This is a genomic window from Pseudomonas sp. MWU12-2345 (assembly GCF_023242385.1).
Taxonomy (GTDB): Bacteria; Pseudomonadota; Gammaproteobacteria; order Pseudomonadales; family Pseudomonadaceae; genus Aquipseudomonas; species Aquipseudomonas gingeri_D.
The window spans coordinates 1,306,703-1,325,162 of sequence record NZ_JALLJA010000001.1; the positions used below are offsets into that span (position 1 = coordinate 1,306,703).

Annotated in this window: 11 protein-coding genes; 5 read left to right on the forward strand and 6 right to left on the reverse strand. The window is 62.1% G+C overall.

What is annotated here, in order from left to right; translation table 11 throughout:
• The first annotated feature begins 300 nt into the window (after nt 1-300).
• Nucleotides 301-900, forward strand: coding sequence for an isopentenyl-diphosphate Delta-isomerase (gene idi, locus M5C71_RS05525; protein WP_248767409.1), 600 nt, complete (start codon nt 301-303; stop codon nt 898-900).
• Here the strand turns inward: idi and M5C71_RS05530 are convergent.
• The 5 genes from M5C71_RS05530 to M5C71_RS05550 form a co-directional block, all read right to left on the reverse strand.
• Entirely contained in the window at nt 874-3,123 is a 2,250-nt protein-coding gene (locus M5C71_RS05530) for an ATP-dependent DNA helicase (RefSeq protein WP_248767410.1), read from the reverse strand. The two genes, idi and M5C71_RS05530, sit on opposite strands and share 27 nt — an antisense overlap.
• Nucleotides 3,120-4,769, reverse strand: a complete 1,650-nt coding sequence (locus M5C71_RS05535) for a VRR-NUC domain-containing protein (RefSeq protein ID WP_248767411.1) — start codon at nt 4,767-4,769, stop codon at nt 3,120-3,122. Before M5C71_RS05535 ends, M5C71_RS05530 begins: the two co-directional genes overlap by 4 nt.
• Nucleotides 4,770-4,861: 92 nt before the next feature.
• Entirely contained in the window at nt 4,862-6,280 is a 1,419-nt protein-coding gene (locus M5C71_RS05540; RefSeq protein WP_103494854.1) for a PLP-dependent aminotransferase family protein, read from the reverse strand.
• A gap of 66 nt (nt 6,281-6,346) precedes the next feature.
• Nucleotides 6,347-7,846, reverse strand: a complete 1,500-nt coding sequence (locus tag M5C71_RS05545; protein ID WP_248767412.1) for a hypothetical protein — start codon at nt 7,844-7,846, stop codon at nt 6,347-6,349.
• A gap of 619 nt (nt 7,847-8,465) precedes the next feature.
• Nucleotides 8,466-9,488: a zinc-dependent alcohol dehydrogenase family protein gene (locus M5C71_RS05550; protein WP_103494852.1), complete on the reverse strand. Its 1,023-nt coding sequence runs from the start codon at nt 9,486-9,488 to the stop codon at nt 8,466-8,468.
• Between the two features lie 201 nt (nt 9,489-9,689).
• On the opposite strand from M5C71_RS05550, the gene M5C71_RS05555 reads away from it, so the two are divergent.
• Nucleotides 9,690-10,604, forward strand: coding sequence for a LysR family transcriptional regulator (locus M5C71_RS05555; RefSeq protein WP_103494851.1), 915 nt, complete (start codon nt 9,690-9,692; stop codon nt 10,602-10,604).
• A gap of 59 nt (nt 10,605-10,663) precedes the next feature.
• Here the strand turns inward: M5C71_RS05555 and gltS are convergent, their stop codons facing one another.
• Nucleotides 10,664-11,875 (reverse strand): sodium/glutamate symporter, encoded by a 1,212-nt coding sequence (gene gltS, locus M5C71_RS05560; protein ID WP_248767413.1) that lies wholly within the window; start codon nt 11,873-11,875, stop codon nt 10,664-10,666.
• A 630-nt stretch (nt 11,876-12,505) separates the two neighbouring features.
• Between gltS and mexE the strand changes: the two genes are divergently transcribed.
• The 3 genes from mexE to M5C71_RS05575 are packed head-to-tail and all read left to right on the forward strand — an operon-like array spanning nt 12,506 to nt 18,378.
• Complete coding sequence (gene mexE, locus M5C71_RS05565; protein ID WP_248767414.1) at nt 12,506-13,762, forward strand: multidrug efflux RND transporter periplasmic adaptor subunit MexE; 1,257 nt, start codon at nt 12,506-12,508, stop codon at nt 13,760-13,762.
• A gap of 12 nt (nt 13,763-13,774) precedes the next feature.
• On the forward strand, nt 13,775-16,954 hold the full coding sequence (locus M5C71_RS05570) for an efflux RND transporter permease subunit (RefSeq protein WP_177098806.1): 3,180 nt from the start codon (nt 13,775-13,777) through the stop codon (nt 16,952-16,954).
• A complete protein-coding gene (locus M5C71_RS05575) occupies nt 16,951-18,378 on the forward strand; it encodes a TolC family protein (RefSeq protein WP_248767415.1) in 1,428 nt (475 codons plus the stop codon). Before M5C71_RS05570 ends, M5C71_RS05575 begins: the two co-directional genes overlap by 4 nt.
• Nucleotides 18,379-18,460: the final 82 nt, after the last annotated feature.

Here is an 18,460-nt window from a genome sequence, read left to right on the forward strand (position 1 = left end):
GTTGAGCAGCCATCCCTGGCCACGTTTGAGTTCAAACGACTCTAGGCAGGCGGGGTGTCAGGTAGATGACCTGAACAAAACGTGGGAATAAACGTTTGATGAAGGTTTGATGAAAGGTTGAGCGGGGACGCCCGAAGGGCACACGCCAGCTTTAGACGAACGGCCAAGCCGAATGCCCACAGCTCCTTGCACTTGGGCAAACGCGATCTATTGTCTCCCAATATCACTCAAGAAAAACTGAGCCCCCTATTCTGGTCGGCAGTACCGTCCAGTGACAACGACACCTCGGAGTCCGAGTCGATGGAAGAAACCCTCATTCTGGTGGATGAGGATGATTGCGAAACCGGCAGTGCGCACAAACTGTTCATCCATCAACAGGGCCTGCGCCATCGGGCTTTCTCGATCTTCATTTTCGACGAGCAAGGCCGCTTGCTGCTGCAGCAGCGCGCCCTCGGCAAATACCATTCGCAAGGCCTATGGACGAATAGTTGCTGCGGCCATCCACGCCTGGGTGAACAGACCCTCGCCGCCGCGCAACGGCGTTTACTCGAAGAAATGGGCTTGACCTGCCCCCTGAAGAACGTTGCCTCCCTGCTCTATCGGGAGCAGGTTTCGAACGACCTGATCGAGCATGAATTCGATCACCTGTTCGTTGGTACCAGCGACACCCCACCCGTCGCCAATCCCGATGAAGCCCTGGCCTGGGCCTGGTTGCCGCTGTCCGACATTCCGCGGCGCATTGCCGCCGAGCCGGAAAAGTACACGGTCTGGTTTCAAAAGATCTTCGACACCTACACCCTCGCGGGTCTGCGCGCCTGGCAAAAAATCGCTCTCGCGGCATCCTCGACCGGCCACGCCAGGGCCACGCAGTTGTCAGGCCTGCCACCAACGCGGCAATAGCTGCCGGACCTTGGCTTCGGCAAAACGATCGTCGATCAGCATCACCACGCCGCGATCCTGCTCGCTGCGAATCACCCGGCCCGCCGCCTGCACGACTTTCTGCACGCCCGGGTACAGGTAGGTGTAGTCGTACCCCGCGCCGAACAGTACGGCCATACGCTGCTTGATCTGCTCATTGACCGGGTTCAATTGCGGCAACCCAAGGGTCGCGATAAACGCGCCGATCAGTCGCTGACCAGGCAGGTCGATGCCCTCGCCAAAGGCCCCGCCGAGGACCGCGAAGCCAATGCCCTGGCTGTGCTCGGTGAACTGCCCGAGAAAGGCCTGGCGCTGGCTTTCCTCCATGCGTCGCGATTGCAGCCATAGCGGGATCTGTGGATGAGTCTCGGCCAACAGCCGCGCCACCTGCTGCAGATAGTCGAAGCTGCTGAAGAACGCCAGGTAGTTGCCGGGACGCCCGGTGAACTGTTCGGCCAGCAACTCGACAATAGGCGCCAACGAGGCCTGGCGATGGACGTAGCGGGTGGAAATCTGGCTGATGATCCGCAGGTCCAGCTGCTCGCGCTTGAAGGGCGACTCGACATCGATCCACGCGGTGTCCGCCGGCAGGCCCAGCAGGTCGGTGTAGTAGCGCCGGGGACTCAGGGTCGCGGAAAACAGCACGCTGCTGCGGGACGCCGTCAGTCGTGGACGGAGGAAGCCGGCCGGCACCACATTGCGCAGGCACAATTGCGAACTGCGGCGCTGGCCGTTCTCGCGCAGGCTGATGTCGAACAGGTAATGCTCGTCGAACAACTCCCCTACCCGTGAGAACTGCAGCAGCTCGAAATAGAAGCCCTGGAGTTCGCCATCGACACCTTGCGGGTGTTCATTGAGGTAGTCGCCGATGGCCGACACGCACAAGCCAATGGCGTTCAGCAGCTTGGCGGGCGCCTGCCCATAGGCCTGATAAGGGCCGGCCTGCTCCTTGTGCAGGGCGTTCCACTCACGGTTCAAACGCTGGAACGACTTTTTCAAAGCCTCGGGGATGTTGCGTCGGACGCTGCTCAGCACCTGCTGGTCGAGGCTGGCGCTGTACATCTGCCGTCCGCGCTCCACCAGGTTGTGGGCTTCATCCACCAGCGTCGCCACCCGCCACTGGTTGGCCTGGGCCAGGCCGAACAGCAGCGCGCTGAAGTCGAAGTAGTAGTTGTAGTCGGCAACCACCCAATCGCTCCAGCGGGCCATTTCCTGGCTCAGGTAATAGGGGCAGATATCATGGGCCAGGGCGACGCTTCGCAGCGCCTGCTGGTTGAGCAAGGGCACGCCGACCGCGGCCTGTCTCGCTGCGGGCAGCCGGTCGTAAAAGCCTCGGGCCAAGGGGCAGGACTCGCCGTGACAGGCCTTGTCCAGGTGTTCGCAGGCCTTGTCCCGGGCCACCAGCTCCAGCACCCGCAGCGGCAACTCGGGTGAGCGCCCATAGAGGACCTGCGCCGCATCCAGGGCCAACTGACGACCCGGGGTCTTGGCCGTCAGGAAAAACACCTTGTCCAGTTGCTGCGGCGCCAGGGCCTTGAGCATCGGGAACAGCGTGCCGAGGGTCTTGCCGATCCCGGTCGGCGCCTGGGCCATCAGGCAGCGACCGGTGCTGACGGCCTTGTACACCGTCTCGGCCAGGGTTCGTTGGCCGGGGCGAAAAGCGTCGTGGGGAAAGGCCAGGTCCCGGGCTGCCTGGTCGCGGGCCTGGCGATGGCCGGCCTCCTGCTCGGCCCAATGCAGGAAACGTTCGCACTGCTGCACGAAGAACGCCTCAAGCTGCGCGGCGCTCCAGGTTTCCCGCAGCACGGTTTCCTTTTCGCTGACGATATCGAAGTAGACCAATGCCAGGTTCATTTCCGGCAGTTGCAACTGCCGGCAGAGCAGCCAGGCGTAGATCCGAGCCTGGGCCCAGTGCAGTTGGCGATGATTGGCCGGCTGGGCGGCAAGGTCGCCGCGATAGGTCTTGATTTCCTCCAGCAGGTTTTGCCCTGGGTCATAGCCATCCGCCCGGCCCTGGACCTTGAGGTGACGGTAATGCCCTTCCACCGCCAGTTCCGCCTGGTAACCCTCGGCGCGCCGCGAAGCCACGGTGCGATGGCCGAGCATGCCCTCCTGGGCCGTCGGCGACGGCGTGAAGCGCAGGTCCAGGTCGCCGACCTTGGCGGTGAACTCGCACAAGGCGCGCACGGCAACGCGGTAGGTCAAGGTTCCTCCACTGTCCATTGCACATAGCAGACGGCAATCGGCATCTGGTGCTGGCGGCAGAACTCCAGCCAACGCAGCTGGTTGTCCTGCAAGCGGTCACCCGGGCCTTTGACTTCGATCATCCGGTAGCGCTTATCCGCCGGCCAGAACTGGATCAGGTCGGGCATGCCGGCGCGGTTGGCGCGGATATCCAGCAGCAGGCGCTCGAACCAGTGTTGCAGATGTTCGGCGGGCAGGCAGTCGAGGGCCTGCTCCAACAACTCCGGGGTGAGGATATTCCAGAACACAAAGGGTGATTGCAGGCCCCATTTGGCGTTGAAGGTAGAGCGGATGCTGTCCCGGTAGCGACCGTCCTCCAGTTGTCCCAGGCACTCGGCGAACAGCCCGGCACGACGGGCGTGGAAGTCTTCGTCATGCAGGTCCGCCGGACCGCTCTGGAACGGGTGGAAAAAAGCCCCCGGCAGCGGCGCGAAGATCGCCGGCCAGCACAACAGGCCGAACAGCGAATTGACCAGGGTGTTTTCCACGTAGTGCACCGGGGCCTGCGGTTCGTGCAGGTGCCGGGCGACGCCTTCCTCGACGGACAGGGCCGGGTCATTGACCAGTACCAGGTCCAGCCGGGTAATCGCCACCGGCGCTATCGGGGCAATCGCCGGCAGGCCGAGCTTGCGCCGCAGCCGTGGCAGGATACGCAGCAGATGCTGTTGCTCTTCGGCGCTGCGGGGCGCGTCCTGTGCCTGCGACGCCAGGTCCATGGCCGACTGGAACTCGCCCAGGCGTTCGAGCACGCGGATCCGCCGCAAACGTGCCGGCGGGTGGCTGCAGCCGCTATAGATCGCCAGTGCGCCGGGCCAGTCCTGCAAGCGCTCGCTCTGCTGCCCGAGCTGGAACAGCAGTTTGCCCCGACGCCGTTCCAGCCAGGGGTTGTCGGTGTCCAACCGGTTGACGTGCTGGTGTATCAGGCCTGGCTCCTCGCCGGCCTCCAGGGCCTCGCGGGCTGCATGCAGATGCAGGTAGCCATCGAGGTCGGCGCGGCTGCGCAGGCCGCGGGACGACGCTTGGAGTTCGACCTTTTCATAGGTAAAGATGCCCAGGTCCGCCAATACGAATTCGGACCAGTCCTGGTACAGGTTGCCAAAAAACATCAGCCGCAGGCGGTCGCACAGGGGCATCACCTGCAGGCTGTAAAGCGGTTCGGGAATGCTCGGGCACCATCGGGCAAACGACCGGTTCTCGTCGAAGCGCAGGGCCAGTTGCCCATAAAGCTCCGGTTTGTTGGCCCTGGGCTGGGTGATATCGGCCTTGAAACTGCTCAGCACCTCGGCCTTTTGCAGGACCGCGAACAACTGCGCCAGGCTTAGGGGCGCGTCATCACGTACCCAGCCCAGGACCAGCAACGGCCGCGCCGCCTGCTCGGGGTCGCCGATTTCGGCATAGTTCAGCTTGCCGGCGCGAAAGTGCTCGCCCTTGCGCATCACCATTCTTACCAGCAAGGCCCGGGAGGCCTTGGGCAAGCCGGCAAAATCGCGGATAAAGGCCTGCTCCCGAGCGTCCAACAGGTCGGCATAACGCGCGGCCAGCCAGTCGAGCACTTGCTGGAAGTTGTTCAGGTAGTAGAACGGATCGTCGAGGGGCTGGGTTGTCACAGGCGGGAAGGACCACGGTTATCGAATGCTGGTTATGCATACAGATAACAGGCCCTCCCGCCCCTGGCAAATACAAACGGACAAAGGGCGCCTCAGTCGAGCTGTTCCAGGCGCAAGGCATCGGCCAGCACGCCCAGGGCCTGGTCCAGATGACGGTGGGCATTGGCGGTGCTGCACAGACGCAGGTGCTGCTGATGCAAGCCATGCAGGCTGAAGAGTTCGCCGGGGGCGATGACGATCTTCTGCTCCAGCAGTCGCTCGAACACCTTGCGCATGTCCACTGGCCGGGTCGCCTGCGCCCATACCGTCGCGCCCCCCTCTGGCGGCACGAACGCCAGGCTGTCGGCCAGACGTTCGCGTAGCAGACCGCCCATATGCGCCATGCGCTCCTGCAACAAACGACGCAAGGTCGCCAGGTGCTGATCAATCCGACCGCTGCTGTAGAGCCGGGCAATCGCCTTCTGCCGGGTCGGCGACATGCGGAACGAACGCAACAGGAAATGCCGCTGCAACTCCGCCCCCAGGTGCCGGGACAGCAGGTAGCCGAAAGGCGCCTCGGCGCCCATGATCCGCTCGAAGCTGGCGAACACCAGCAGGCGATCAGGGTCCACCAGGTCGCGCATCCGCGGTCCGCCTGGCTCGAAGGCGAACTCGCCATGGCTGTCGTTTTCCAGTAACCAGACGCCGAAATGCTCCAGCAACCGTGCCAGGTGCTCGCGCTGTACCAGGGGCATCAGGCTGCCACGGGGCACACTGAGCCCGGAAGACATCAGCAACAGCTTGACCGGCTGGGTCTGCAGCAAATGCTCCAGGGCCATCAGGTCAAAGCCACCGTCGTCCAGTAGCGGCAACTCGACGATATTGACTCCGCCGGCCTGCAACAGCCGTAGAATCACCCAATCGCAGGGCGACTCCACCAGCACCGTGGCCTGTTTCAGGCTCATAGCGGCCATCAGGGTTTCCAGCACGCTGCGCAGGTCCGCGCCGATATAGACATCGTCGGCATGCCAGTAACGCTGGGCCGAGGTGGTGTAGCGCACGGCCAGGGCGGTGCGCAGCTCCAACTCGCCAAACGGCTGGAACTGTGGCGCCTGCTGGCGCGGGTACTGGCGCACCAGCTCGCGTTCGAGCAACAGCAACGGATTGTCCAGCGACAACAGCAGCGCCGGCTCATCGCTGCTCAGCACCAGGGTACCGGGCCGCCGCGAATGCACATACAGGCGCTCCAGCACATCGGCGCTGCCACTGACAAACGACACCCCGGAGACCGGTAGCGCGTAGTAACCCGACTTGGCGAGCGAGTACACCCGCCCCTCCTTTTCCAGCAGGGAATAGGCGTACTGGATGGTCGAAATCGAAACATTCAGGCGCTCGGCCAACTGACGCAGGGACGGCAACTTGACCCGGGCATCGGTCTCGACTTCGCTGATCAGGCTGACCAGATAACGGTAGACCGCCTGGTAGGCGAAGTCCGAGTGTTTACGCCCCTTGTCAGGTAAGGGTTGAGTCATGTCCTGGGGTACGGACGAATCCGCACCCGGCTTGGGAGTGTCTGAAACTATCAATACCAATCCTTTTTAACGTCCCGACAAGACTTCTTTGAATACTTCACCGTTGTCGGGATTGACGATGTCGATGCGGTACTTGTCCGGGTCGCTGGCGCGAACCCGGGCAATCAGCGAACTGACGCCGGAAAAGTCCACCTGGGCCTTGGTGTAGAGATCACCAAGCAAGGTCGGGGTCAGGCCGCTGACTTCGCTCAGCCATTGCCAGATCTGCTCGGCCCCCCCCTGCCCCGACAGCGCCTTGTGCAAGTCCGGCAGCGCCACCAGCATGCCGGGGTGGCAACTGCGCAGGAACAGCTCGAGCCCATGGCCACGGTTGACGAAGGGCGCGAACAACAAACAGGTCAGTTGCACTTCGCTCAGGCCGAAGGCCTCTTGTGCGTAGGCACAGGCCAGCGCCCGTCGATCGAGGATCTTCTCGTCGCTGTCATAGGCCCCCATGGCCTGCTCCACCAACCGCGCCGGCATGCGCTTGCGGCGCATCATGGCGGCGGCCAGTTGCAGGTACTCGCCGATGCCACCCTCGTAGCTCAAACCCCGCACGTACTGCGCCTGCAGACCACGCATATGGGCCATCAGCAAGGGATTGGCGCAATCGGATTCGCTGAAGTGGAACGCCAGGTCATCGAACTGGAAACCGAGAAACTCGGTCAGCAACGGCCAGCGCTCCTCAAGGTCGCGACCGACCAGGTCATAGACGCTGACCAGCATCGGCGCCGAGGCCCGACTGGAACGACTGATGGCCGGGCCTTCGGGCTCCACCAGGGCCTCGCCATACAGCTCGCGGTAATAATCCAGGCCGAGGTCGTGACAGGTTTTGACCGCCTCGTCGAACTCCAGCGCCCGCCCTCCGGCCCAGGTTCGCTCCGGCGTCTCGGTCGCCCGCAGCAACCAGGTCATGTACTGCTTCTGCTCCCGGGGCGACTCGCCGCTGACCAGGGCATCGACGCCTTTGTCCCAAGCACTGGAGCGCTCGTAGAAATCGGCCATGGACAGATAACAGCCATTGCAGAAGGTCGCGCGCCCGTCACCCGCGGTCAGGTGGCCGCTCATCAGCAGATTGCGACGGTTGATATCGCGATTGAGTTCCGACATCGGCAGGCGATGATTGAACGGCCGGACATGTTTGTTATCCACCATCAACAACTCGACCCGGGGGTCGTCATAGACAAACAAGGCACTGTAACTGCGGTGGATATTGTGCATGACCGTAGCCGTCACACCGGCATGGCGCAACGTGGCGACCCGCAGGTTGAAGGTGGCCGGCGAACGTCCGGCAATACTCAACTGCGCCGCCCGCAAGAACGCCAGCGTATAACTGCTGTCCTTGCCGCCGCCGTGGGCCACCATGACCTTGAATTCGCCAATACGCTCAATACCGCCCGCCGCTACGATCAGACGTTGAATCAACAACTGCAGTGCAATACGTTCAGCGCGCGTAAAGTAACTCATCAGACGCTGCAACACCTGCTGATAAACATAATTCATTGCCTGCTCATGAATGGAGCTCATAGCCTTTATACACCTGGTTTGAGTTCAGTGTCGGGCAAACAGCGCTCGCATTACCGGCAGCGGCCGGATCAGACGGAAGATTGCCTGCCCCATATAATCCTGAATGCGGACAAGCAACACCCGAAGTATTGCACAGGCCTGAAACACCCACGGCAAGAGCTTTCGAGCATGACCGACGTCACGGATTGCCAGTTAGCGTTGGGAGTCTGCGTGCCAATAAAAATATCTTAGGAATATTCTTACAATGACCTACAACTATTAACTACCCGCAAGAATTTAACGACATAAGGAAACCATCTTCGCCCGAGACCCTGAAGACGAGACATCCCACACGTTGCATTCAAAAGAGTTCGACCTGAAACTTCGAAAAACAACGAGACTCCGATACGGCGGCTGGTAGTGAACCATAACTCATTCCTTGAGCTGTAAGTGACGCTTCAATTATCAGCACTTAACCGGCGATTAACAGATACAGAATCCGGCAAAAAACCGGTTCAGTTGATGGTATTTTTCGGCGCGAGTAAACGCCTGGAAAGTTGTTAGTAAATATTTCAAGGCATTAATAAAAAACCCCGTATCGCAGAACGATACGGGGTTATGTCAAACCGCTTCAGTCAGCTCAACTGGGCTCAACTTGCAGCGCGACCCGACCGCGGCACGGGCAACCATCCATGAAACGGTGCGCCTCGACAAACTCGTCGAACGGGAAAGTCCGGATTTCCAGCGGCGGCAACACCCGGTCGGCCGTCAACTGATTGATATCGCGCAAGGCCCTTTGCAGCGCCGCCTGATCCTGGACGATGCCCAGTTCCGGCTTGCCGGTGAAGTTGCCGATGCAGTGGACGAAGAACTGGATATTCTTCTGGAACGCCGCACACGCCGGGAACGGGGTCTGGTTGCCGCCCTGCAGGCCGTAGAGCACCAGGCTGCCACGGGGCGCCAGGACATCGCCGAGCATCGACATCTGTGGGCCACCAAGGCCGTCGAAGACCATGTCGACGCCACGTCCATCGGTGTATTTGTTGACCTGCATCAGCAGGTCCTGCTCTTCGGTGACAATCACCTTGTCGGCACCCAGGGACAACAGGTACTCGCGCTCTTCCGGGATCTTGGTCGCGGCAATCACCTTGGCACCCAGGGCCTTGCCCAGTTGCACGAAGGACGGCCCGGCACAGTGGCTGGCATCGGTGACCAGGGCGAACTGCCCCGGCTTGACCCGCGCCAGGTCCACATAAGCGAAATAGGCGATCAATAGCGGCGTGTAGTGCACGCTGGCCTGGACCGGGGTCAACACATCCGGGTAACGGGTCAGGGCCGAGCGTGGCAGGACGATCTGCTCGCCATAGACCGGGTAATCGTTGGGGCTCTGGGCCGGGAAGCTGGCGACCTTGTCGCCGACGGCCAGGTCATCGACGCCATCGCCGATGGCGGTGACCACACCGGCCATCTCATGACCGATACCGGCCGGCAGGCGGGCCTGGGACGACGCCAGGTTCTGCCGCCAGAGAACGTCATACCAACTGATGCCAATGGCCTCGACACGCACCTGCACTTCGCCCGGCGCAGGCAGAGTGGCCGTATGCTCTTCGCATTTGAGCACCTCGGCCGGGCCAAACTTGTGAAAACGGATCGTGCGGGACATCGCAAACCTCGTCAAATGAACCTCTAATGCCACGAACTCTATCCGGGCTTTTCGTGCAAGACCATCAGTGGCTATTAATAGTCGACATGCCTGTCATTGATTGGCGACCATTGTACACAGTTCAAATTTCCGTGCGAATCAACCACTTTTGCCCGTAAGATTGACCTTCCCCGCCAGTGAATATCCTGTGAAGCGAGCCCGATGAACCGTAACGACTTGCGTCGCGTCGATCTGAACCTGCTGATCGTATTCGAAACCCTGATGCACGAGCGGAGCGTGACCCGGGCCGCCGAAAAGCTGTTCCTCGGCCAGCCGGCCATCAGCGCGGCGTTGTCGCGCCTGCGCAGCCTGTTCGATGACCCGCTGTTCGTGCGCACCGGCCGCAGCATGGAGCCGTCGGCCCGTGCCGTGGAGATCTTCGCCCTGCTCTCCCCGGCCCTGGACTCGATTTCCACCGCGGTCAGCCGCGCCTCGGAGTTCGACCCGGCCACCAGCACCTCGGTGTTTCGCATCGGCCTGTCCGATGACGTCGAGTTCGCCTTGCTGCCGCAGTTGCTCAAGCGCCTGCGCGCCGAGGCGCCCGGCATCGTCCTGGTGATCCGCCGCGTCAACTATCTGCTGATTCCGGCCAAGCTGGGCTCCGGCGAGATTTCCATCGGCGTGTGCTACACCACCGACCTGCCGGCCAACGCCAAGCGCAAGGTGCTACGCCGCAGTTCGCCGAAATTGCTGCGGGCCGACACCATGCCCGGCCCGATGTCGCTGGATGACTTCTGCGCGCGGCCCCATGCCCTGGTGTCGTTCGCCGGCGACTTGAGTGGCTTTATCGATACCGAGCTGGAAAAACTCGGGCGCAAGCGCCACGTGGTGCTCGCGGTGCCGCAGTTCAACGGCCTGAGCACCCTGATCTCCGGCACCGACATCATTGCCACCGTGCCGGACTACACCGCCGATGCGCTGACGGCAGCCGGTGGCGTGCGGGCCGAGAACCCGCCGCTGGACACCCAGACCTTCGAACTGCACATGGCCTGGCGCGGTTCCCAGGACAACGACCCGGGCGAACGCTGGCTGCGCTCGCGGATCCAGATGTTCTGCGGGGATCCGGACAGCCTCTGACGATTGCCCGGATCCCCCGACAACGGGCCGAAGCGCCAATCCAGCACCCTGTCCATCCATCAGGTCATGTTGCCTACAAATGGCAACGCCAGATAAAGCTTGATCACAATGGCATTGGCGATATCGATAAAAAACGCCCCCACCATGGGGACCACCAGAAACGCGATCCGCGACGGGCCGTAACGCTGGGTCACCGCCTGCATGTTGGCAATCGCCGTGGGCGTTGCGCCCAGACCAAAACCGCAATGCCCGGCGGCCATGGCCACGGCATCATAGCTGCGGCCCATCGCCCGGAAGGTGACGAAGATCGCGAACAGCGCCATCAGCACTGCCTGGGCCGTCAGCAGGATAAAGATCGGCAAGGCCAGCGCCGCCAGATCCCACAGTTTCAGCGACATCAGCGCAATGGCCAGGAACAGCGACAGGCTGACATTGCCCAGCACCGATACCTCTCGTTCGAACACCTCGTGCCAACCCAGCACCGACAGGCTATTGCGTAGCAGCACGCCGACAAACAGCACACAGACGAAGGTCGGCAGCTCAAGGGCCGTGCCCTTGATCAGCTCGCTCAGGAAGGTACCGGCCAACAGGCTGATGGCAATCAACGCCAATGTCTCGATAAACGAACCCGGTGTGATCATCCGCTCGCGATTGGGCTGCTCGAAGCCCTTCGGCATGCTCGGTACTTCACCGATCAGTTCCTGGGTCTTTACACGCTTCAGCAGAAACCTGGCCACCGGCCCGCCGATCAGGCCTCCCAGCACCAGGCCGAAAGTCGCCGAGGCCATGGCCAGCTCTGAAGCCGACGCCACGCGATACTGCTCGGTGAACACCGAGCTCCACGCGGCGCCGGTACCGTGACCGCCCGATAAGGTGATGGAACCGGCCAGCAACCCCATCAGCGGATCCAGGCCCAACGCGGCGGCCAGTGACACACCGAGGGCGTTTTGCACCACCAGCAAGCCCACGACCACCAGCAGGAAAATACCCAGTACCCGTCCGCCTTTCTTCAGGCTGCTGAAGTCGGCGCTCAAGCCAATTGTAGCGAAGAAGGCCAGCATCAACGGGACTTGCAGAGAGGTGTCGAAGCTCACTTTAAAATCGGCGAATACCCGCAGGAGCAACAGCACCAGAGCCACCACCAGGCCGCCGGCAACGGGTTCGGGAATGTTGTAGGTGCGCAGGAAACCAACGCGGCGACAGAGTCCGCGACCAAGCAGCAGCACCAGCGAAGCGGCCACCAGTGTGCCGTAGAAGTCGAGTTGAACCATATGGATAATCCTCGGTAATTATTTTTGTCTGACCCTGTTCTGGACAAAGTCGAGCCGCCCCGACAACTCGAATGTCGAGGTTTGAATAGGCGTGTTCGTGTCGTTGATTAACGGAGTCGATAATCAAAGGAGGCGAATGAATGGGTGTCCGAAACGTGGTCCCTGTCTGAAATTGCGATCCTGCAAAGGCTCACGGTATGTTTACCGATCCTGTAGGACAACACCCTGCTAACGTACCGACCCGTCGGTCGGACTTGCCATTTTACTGAACCTTTTTGTAGGCGATGTAGGCATTATTCCCATCAATGATCGGATAATTCTGAATATCCAGATCGATCGCCGCGTAACAGTCCTCCGTTGCAAGGGCCTTTCAAGACGGTAGCGACATTCCCGACATTACCCTGCGCGACAGCGCTGCGCGGGATGACGCCAGAGGGGCTTTTGCATTCCCAGCAACAGTGATTTGTCATTTCCGGAATAGATAGCAACCTAACGGAAAGCGCATGCTAGAGGGCTCGAGTCGGATTGATATCATTCCGAATGATAGTTACCTTCGCTTCATTCGATTCGTGCGCAACCACCCCGCCACAGCATGATCCGCCCATCTCAATAGATTGGCGGACTCCCCCCATGGAACAGTCACTTAAACTTTTGCGCTTCCCTCTGGCTGCCCTGGCGGTCGTGGTGATAAGCGCCTGCGGTAAAGCGCCCGTGGCGGCAGGTGGCGCGATGCCGGCAGCCAAGGTCAGCGTGGCCAAGGTCATCGAGCAGCCCGTCAATGAATGGGACGAGTTCACCGGTCGCCTCGAAGCCCCGGAAACCGTCGAGATCCGTCCGCGCGTCTCTGGGCAGATCGACTCGGTCGCCTTCACCGAAGGCGCCCTGGTGAAGAAAGGCGATCTGCTGTTCCAGATCGACCCACGTCCTTACCAGGCTGAAGTCCATCGCCTCGAAGCCCAATTGCAACAAGCCCGCGCCAGCGCCAGCCGCAGCGCCAACGAGGCCGAGCGCGGCAAGCGCCTGCTGACCAGCAACGCGATTTCCGCCGAACTGGCCGACACCCGCAGCAGCTCCGCCCAGGAATCCAAGGCCGCGGTCGACGCCACCCAGGCGCAGTTGGACCTGGCGAAACTGAACCTGAGTTTCACCCGCGTCACCGCCCCGATCAGCGGCCGCGTCAGCCGTGCCGAAATCACCGCCGGCAACATCGTCACCGCCGATGTCACCCCGCTGACCAGCGTGGTTTCCACCGACAAGGTCTACGCCTACTTCGACGCCGACGAGCGGGTCTACCTCAAGTACACCCAACTCGCGCGCCAGGGCAAACGTGGCCAGACCACCCCGGTCTACCTCGGCCTGTCCAATGAAACCGGCAACCCGCACCAGGGCGTGATGAACTTCGTCGACAACCAGGTCAACCCCAAGACCGGCACCATTCGCGGTCGCGCGGTGTTCGACAACGCCGACGGCGCCTTCACCCCGGGCCTGTATGCACGCCTGAAGCTGGTCGGCAGCGGCACCTACGCCGCCGTGCTGATCAACGACGAAGCCGTGGGTACCGACCTTGGCAAAAAGTTCGTGCTGGTCATGGACGCCGACAAGAAGACCGTTTACCGCTCGGTCGAGCTGGGTCCGAAAATCGAAGGGTTGCGCATCGTGCGCAATGGCCTGAACAAGGACGACACCATCATCGTCAAGGGCCTGCAACGCGTTCGCCCTGGCTCGCCCGTGGATCCGGAAGTGATCCCGATGGCGTCCAAGGAAACCCTCGCGGCCCTGGCCCTACAAAAACAAGCCCTGGAAGCCAGCAACCTGCCCCAGGTCACGCCCGCCAAGAGCGCACCGGCACCGGCTACCAAGCTGGCCGTAGCGACTCCACGCGGTTAAGGGATACACACGATGAATTTTTCCCAGTTCTTCATATCAAGACCGATCTTCGCGGCGGTGCTTTCGCTGCTGATCCTGATCGCGGGTGCCATCTCGCTGTTCCAGTTGCCTATCAGTGAATACCCGGGAGTGGTACCGCCGACCGTGGTCGTGCGTGCCAACTTCCCTGGCGCCAACCCCAAGGTCATCGGTGAAACCGTGGCCGCGCCGCTGGAACAGGCGATCACCGGCGTCGAGAACATGCTCTACATGTCCTCGCAATCCACCGCCGACGGCAAGCTGACCCTGACCATCACCTTCGCCCTGGGTACCGACCTGGACAACGCGCAGGTACAGGTGCAGAACCGTGTGACCCGTACAGAGCCGAAACTTCCGGTGGAAGTGACGCGGATCGGTATCACTGTCGACAAGGCCTCGCCCGACCTGACCATGGTTGTGCACTTGACCTCGCCGGACAAACGCTACGACATGCTCTACCTGTCCAACTACGCCTTGCTCAATATCAAGGACGAGTTGGCGCGCCTCGGCGGCGTGGGTGACGTGCAGTTGTTCGGCATGGGCGACTATTCCCTGCGGGTCTGGCTCGACCCGAACAAGACTGCTTCGCGCAACCTGACCGCCACCGATGTGGTCAACGCCATTCGCGAGCAGAACCGCCAGGTCGCGGCCGGCCAGTTGGGTGCGCCCCCCGCCCCCAACGCCACCAGCTTCCAGCTGTCGGTCAATGCCCAGGGGCGCCTGGTCTCCGAGGAAGAATTCGAGAACATCGTGATTCGAGCCGGCGACGACGGCGAGATCACCCGCCTGAAAGATATCGCCCGGGTCGAGCTCGGCTCCAGCCAGTACGCGCTGCGCTCGTTGCTGGACAACCAGCCGGCGGTGGCGATCCCGATCTTCCAGCGTCCGGGCTCCAACGCCATCGATATCTCCAACGAAGTCCGCGCCAAGATGACCGAGTTGAAGAAGGACTTCCCCGAAGGCATGGACTTCAGCATCGTCTATGACCCGACGATCTTCGTCCGCGGTTCCATCGAAGCGGTGGTTCACACCCTGTTCGAAGCCCTGATCCTCGTGGTCCTGGTGGTGATCCTGTTCCTGCAGACCTGGCGTGCCTCGATCATCCCGCTGGTAGCAGTACCGGTGTCGCTGATCGGTACCTTCGCGGTCATGCACCTGTTCGGCTTCTCGCTCAACGCCCTGTCGCTGTTCGGCCTGGTACTGGCCATCGGTATCGTGGTGGACGACGCCATCGTGGTGGTGGAGAACGTCGAACGAAATATCGGCCTGGGCCTCAACCCGGTGGAAGCCACCAAGCGCGCCATGCGTGAAGTGACCGGTCCGATCGTGGCCACGGCGCTGGTGCTGTGTGCGGTGTTTATCCCGGCGGCCTTCATCTCCGGGCTTACCGGTCAGTTCTACAAGCAGTTCGCCCTGACCATCGCCATCTCCACCGTGATCTCGGCATTCAACTCGCTGACCCTGTCGCCGGCACTGGCTGCCGTGCTGCTCAAAAGTCACGACGCACCGAAGGATGGTTTCTCCAAGGTCCTCGACAAACTGCTGGGCGGCTGGCTGTTCCGTCCGTTCAACCGCTTCTTCGACCGCGCCAGCCATGGTTATGTCGGCACCGTGACCCGCGTGATCCGTGCCAGCGGCATCGCCCTGGTGCTGTACGCCGGCCTGATGGTCCTGACCTGGTTCGGTTTCGCCAGCACCCCGACCGGTTTCGTCCCGGCCCAGGACAAGCAATACCTGGTGGCCTTCGCCCAACTGCCGGACGCGGCGAGCCTGGACCGTACCGAAGACGTGATCAAGCGCATGTCCGACCTGGCCCTGAAACAGCCTGGCGTGGAAAGCGCGGTGGCCTTCCCTGGCCTGTCGATCAACGGTTTCACCAACAGCCCGAACGCCGGTATCGTGTTCGTGACCCTGAAGCCTTTCGACCAGCGCAAGGACCCGAGCCAGTCCGCCGGTGCCATTGCCGGTGCCCTGAACGGCAAGTTCGCCGGGATCCAGGAAGCCTACATGGCGATCTTCCCGCCTCCGCCGGTACAAGGCCTGGGCACCATCGGCGGCTTCCGCCTGCAGATCGAAGACCGTGGCAACCTGGGTTACGACGAGCTGTACAAGGAAACCATGAACATCATCGGCAAGAGCCGAAGCGTGCCGGAACTGGCCGGATTGTTCACCAGCTACACGGTCAACGTGCCGCAGGTCGATGCCGCTATCGATCGGGAAAAGGCCAAGACCCACGGCGTGGCCGTCAGCGACATCTTCGACACCCTGCAGATCTACCTGGGTTCGCTGTATGCCAACGACTTCAACCGCTTCGGTCGCACCTATCAGGTCAACGTCCAGGCCGAACAGCAGTTCCGCCTCGAGTCCGACCAGATCGGCCAGCTGAAAGTGCGTAACAACAAAGGCGAGATGATCCCCCTGGCGACCTTTATCAAGGTCAGCGACACCTCGGGTCCGGACCGCGTCATGCACTACAACGGCTTTATCACCGCGGAAATCAACGGCGCCGCCGCACCGGGCTACAGCTCCGGCCAGGCCCAGCTGGCGGTCGAGAAACTGCTCAAGGACGAACTGCCCAACGGCATGACCTACGAGTGGACCGACCTGACCTACCAGCAGATCCTCTCGGGCAATACCGCGCTGTTCGTGTTCCCGCTCTGCGTACTGCTGGCGTTCCTGGTACTGGCCGCCCAATACGAAAGCTGGAGCCTGCCGCTGGCGGTGATCCTGATCGTACCGATGACCCTGCTGTCGGCGATTACCGGGGTGATTGCTTCCGGTGGCGACAACAACATCTTCACCCAGATCGGCCTGATCGTACTGGTGGGCCTGGCGTGCAAGAACGCGATTCTGATCGTCGAGTTTGCCAAGGATAAACAGCAGGAAGGCCTCGATCCGCTGAGCGCGGTACTGGAAGCCTGCCGCCTGCGTCTGCGGCCGATCCTGATGACTTCCTTCGCCTTCATCATGGGTGTGGTGCCCCTGGTGTTCTCCAGCGGTGCCGGTGCCGAGATGCGTCATGCCATGGGTGTGGCGGTGTTCTCCGGGATGCTCGGGGTGACCTTCTTCGGTCTGCTGCTGACGCCAGTGTTCTACGTATTGATTCGCCGCTTTGTCGAGCGCAGCGATGCTCGCAAAGCCGCCCGGGCCCTCAAGCTGGAGGCGCAACAATGAGCAGTCTGAAGGCCTTTCTACCGAGCCTGCTGGTGCTGGCGCTGGGCGCCTGCACCGTCGGCCCGGACTACAAGACCCCGGCCACGGAGAAGGCGAACATCACCGCCGCCACCGATGGCAGCGCCGGTCAGAAGAACTATGACCGTGCGCACTTCCAGGGTATCTGGTGGCAGCAGTTCGACGATCCGACCCTGAACCAGCTGGTGACCCAGTCACTGGCCGGCAACCGTGAATTGCGCGTGGCCTTCGCCCGCCTGAAAGCGTCGCGGGCGATCCGCGACGATGTCAGCACCGAAACCATGCCGACCATCACCAGCCGTGCCAGCGCCGACCTCGGCAAGGGCCAGGTGCCGGGCACCACCGAGCAGCGGGTCAATAGCGAACGCTATGACCTGGGCCTGGACATGGCCTGGGAAGTCGACCTGTTCGGCCGTATCCGCCGCAACCTGGAAGCCGCCGATGCCGACCAGCAGGTGGCCGAAGCCGACCTCTACCAACTGCAAGTCACCATGATTGCCGAACTGGTGGATGCCTACGGTCAACTGCGTGGCGCGCAACTGCGGGAAAAGATCGCCCTGGCCAACCTGAAGAACCAACAGGAATCCAAGGGCATCACCGAAAGCCTGCGTGACGCCGGTGTCGGCGATCAGCTCGACGTGGTCCGTGCCGACGCCCGCCTCGCGGCGGTCGAAGCCACGGTGCCGCAATTGCAGGCCGAACAGACCCGTGAGCGCAACCGTATCGCGACCTTGCTCGGCGAGCGTCCGGACACTTTGACAGTGGACCTGGGTCCGAAAGACCTGCCGGCGATTTCCAAGGCCCTGGCCATTGGCAATCCGGGCGACCTGCTGCAACGCCGTCCGGATATCGTCAGCGCCGAACGCAAGCTGGCCGCCGCCACCGCGCGGATCGGCGTGGCCAAGGCCGACCTGTTCCCCCGGGTCAGCCTCAGCGGCTTCCTCGGCTTTACCGCCGGGCGCGGTTCGCAGATCGGCTCGCCGGCCGCCAATGCCTGGGCCCTCGGCCCAAGTATTACCTGGCCGGCGTTCAACCTCGGTAGCGTCAGGGCCCGTTTGCGCGGTGCCAACGCCGAGGCCGAAGGCGCCCTGGCCAGCTACGAGCAGCAAGTGTTGCTGGCCCTGGAAGAAACCCAGAACGCCTTCAGCGATTACGGCAAGCGCCAGCAACGGCTGATCTCGCTGATCCGCCAGAGCGAATCGAGCCGTGCCGCCGCCGATCTGGCTGCGATTCGCTACCGCGAAGGCACTGCCGACTTCCTGGTCCTGCTCGATGCCCAGCGCGAACGCCTGGCCGCCGAAGACAGCCAGGCCCAGGCCGAGACCGATCTGTATCGCGGCATCGTGGCGATCTACAAGTCCCTCGGTGGCGGCTACGAGCCACAGACGGTCGCCAGCAGCAACTGATTCAAGACCTCCCGGGGTTGGATGCCCTCCGACCCTTTTTCAGCCCCGCGCCACCTTGGTCGCGGGGCTTTTTTTCGTCCGT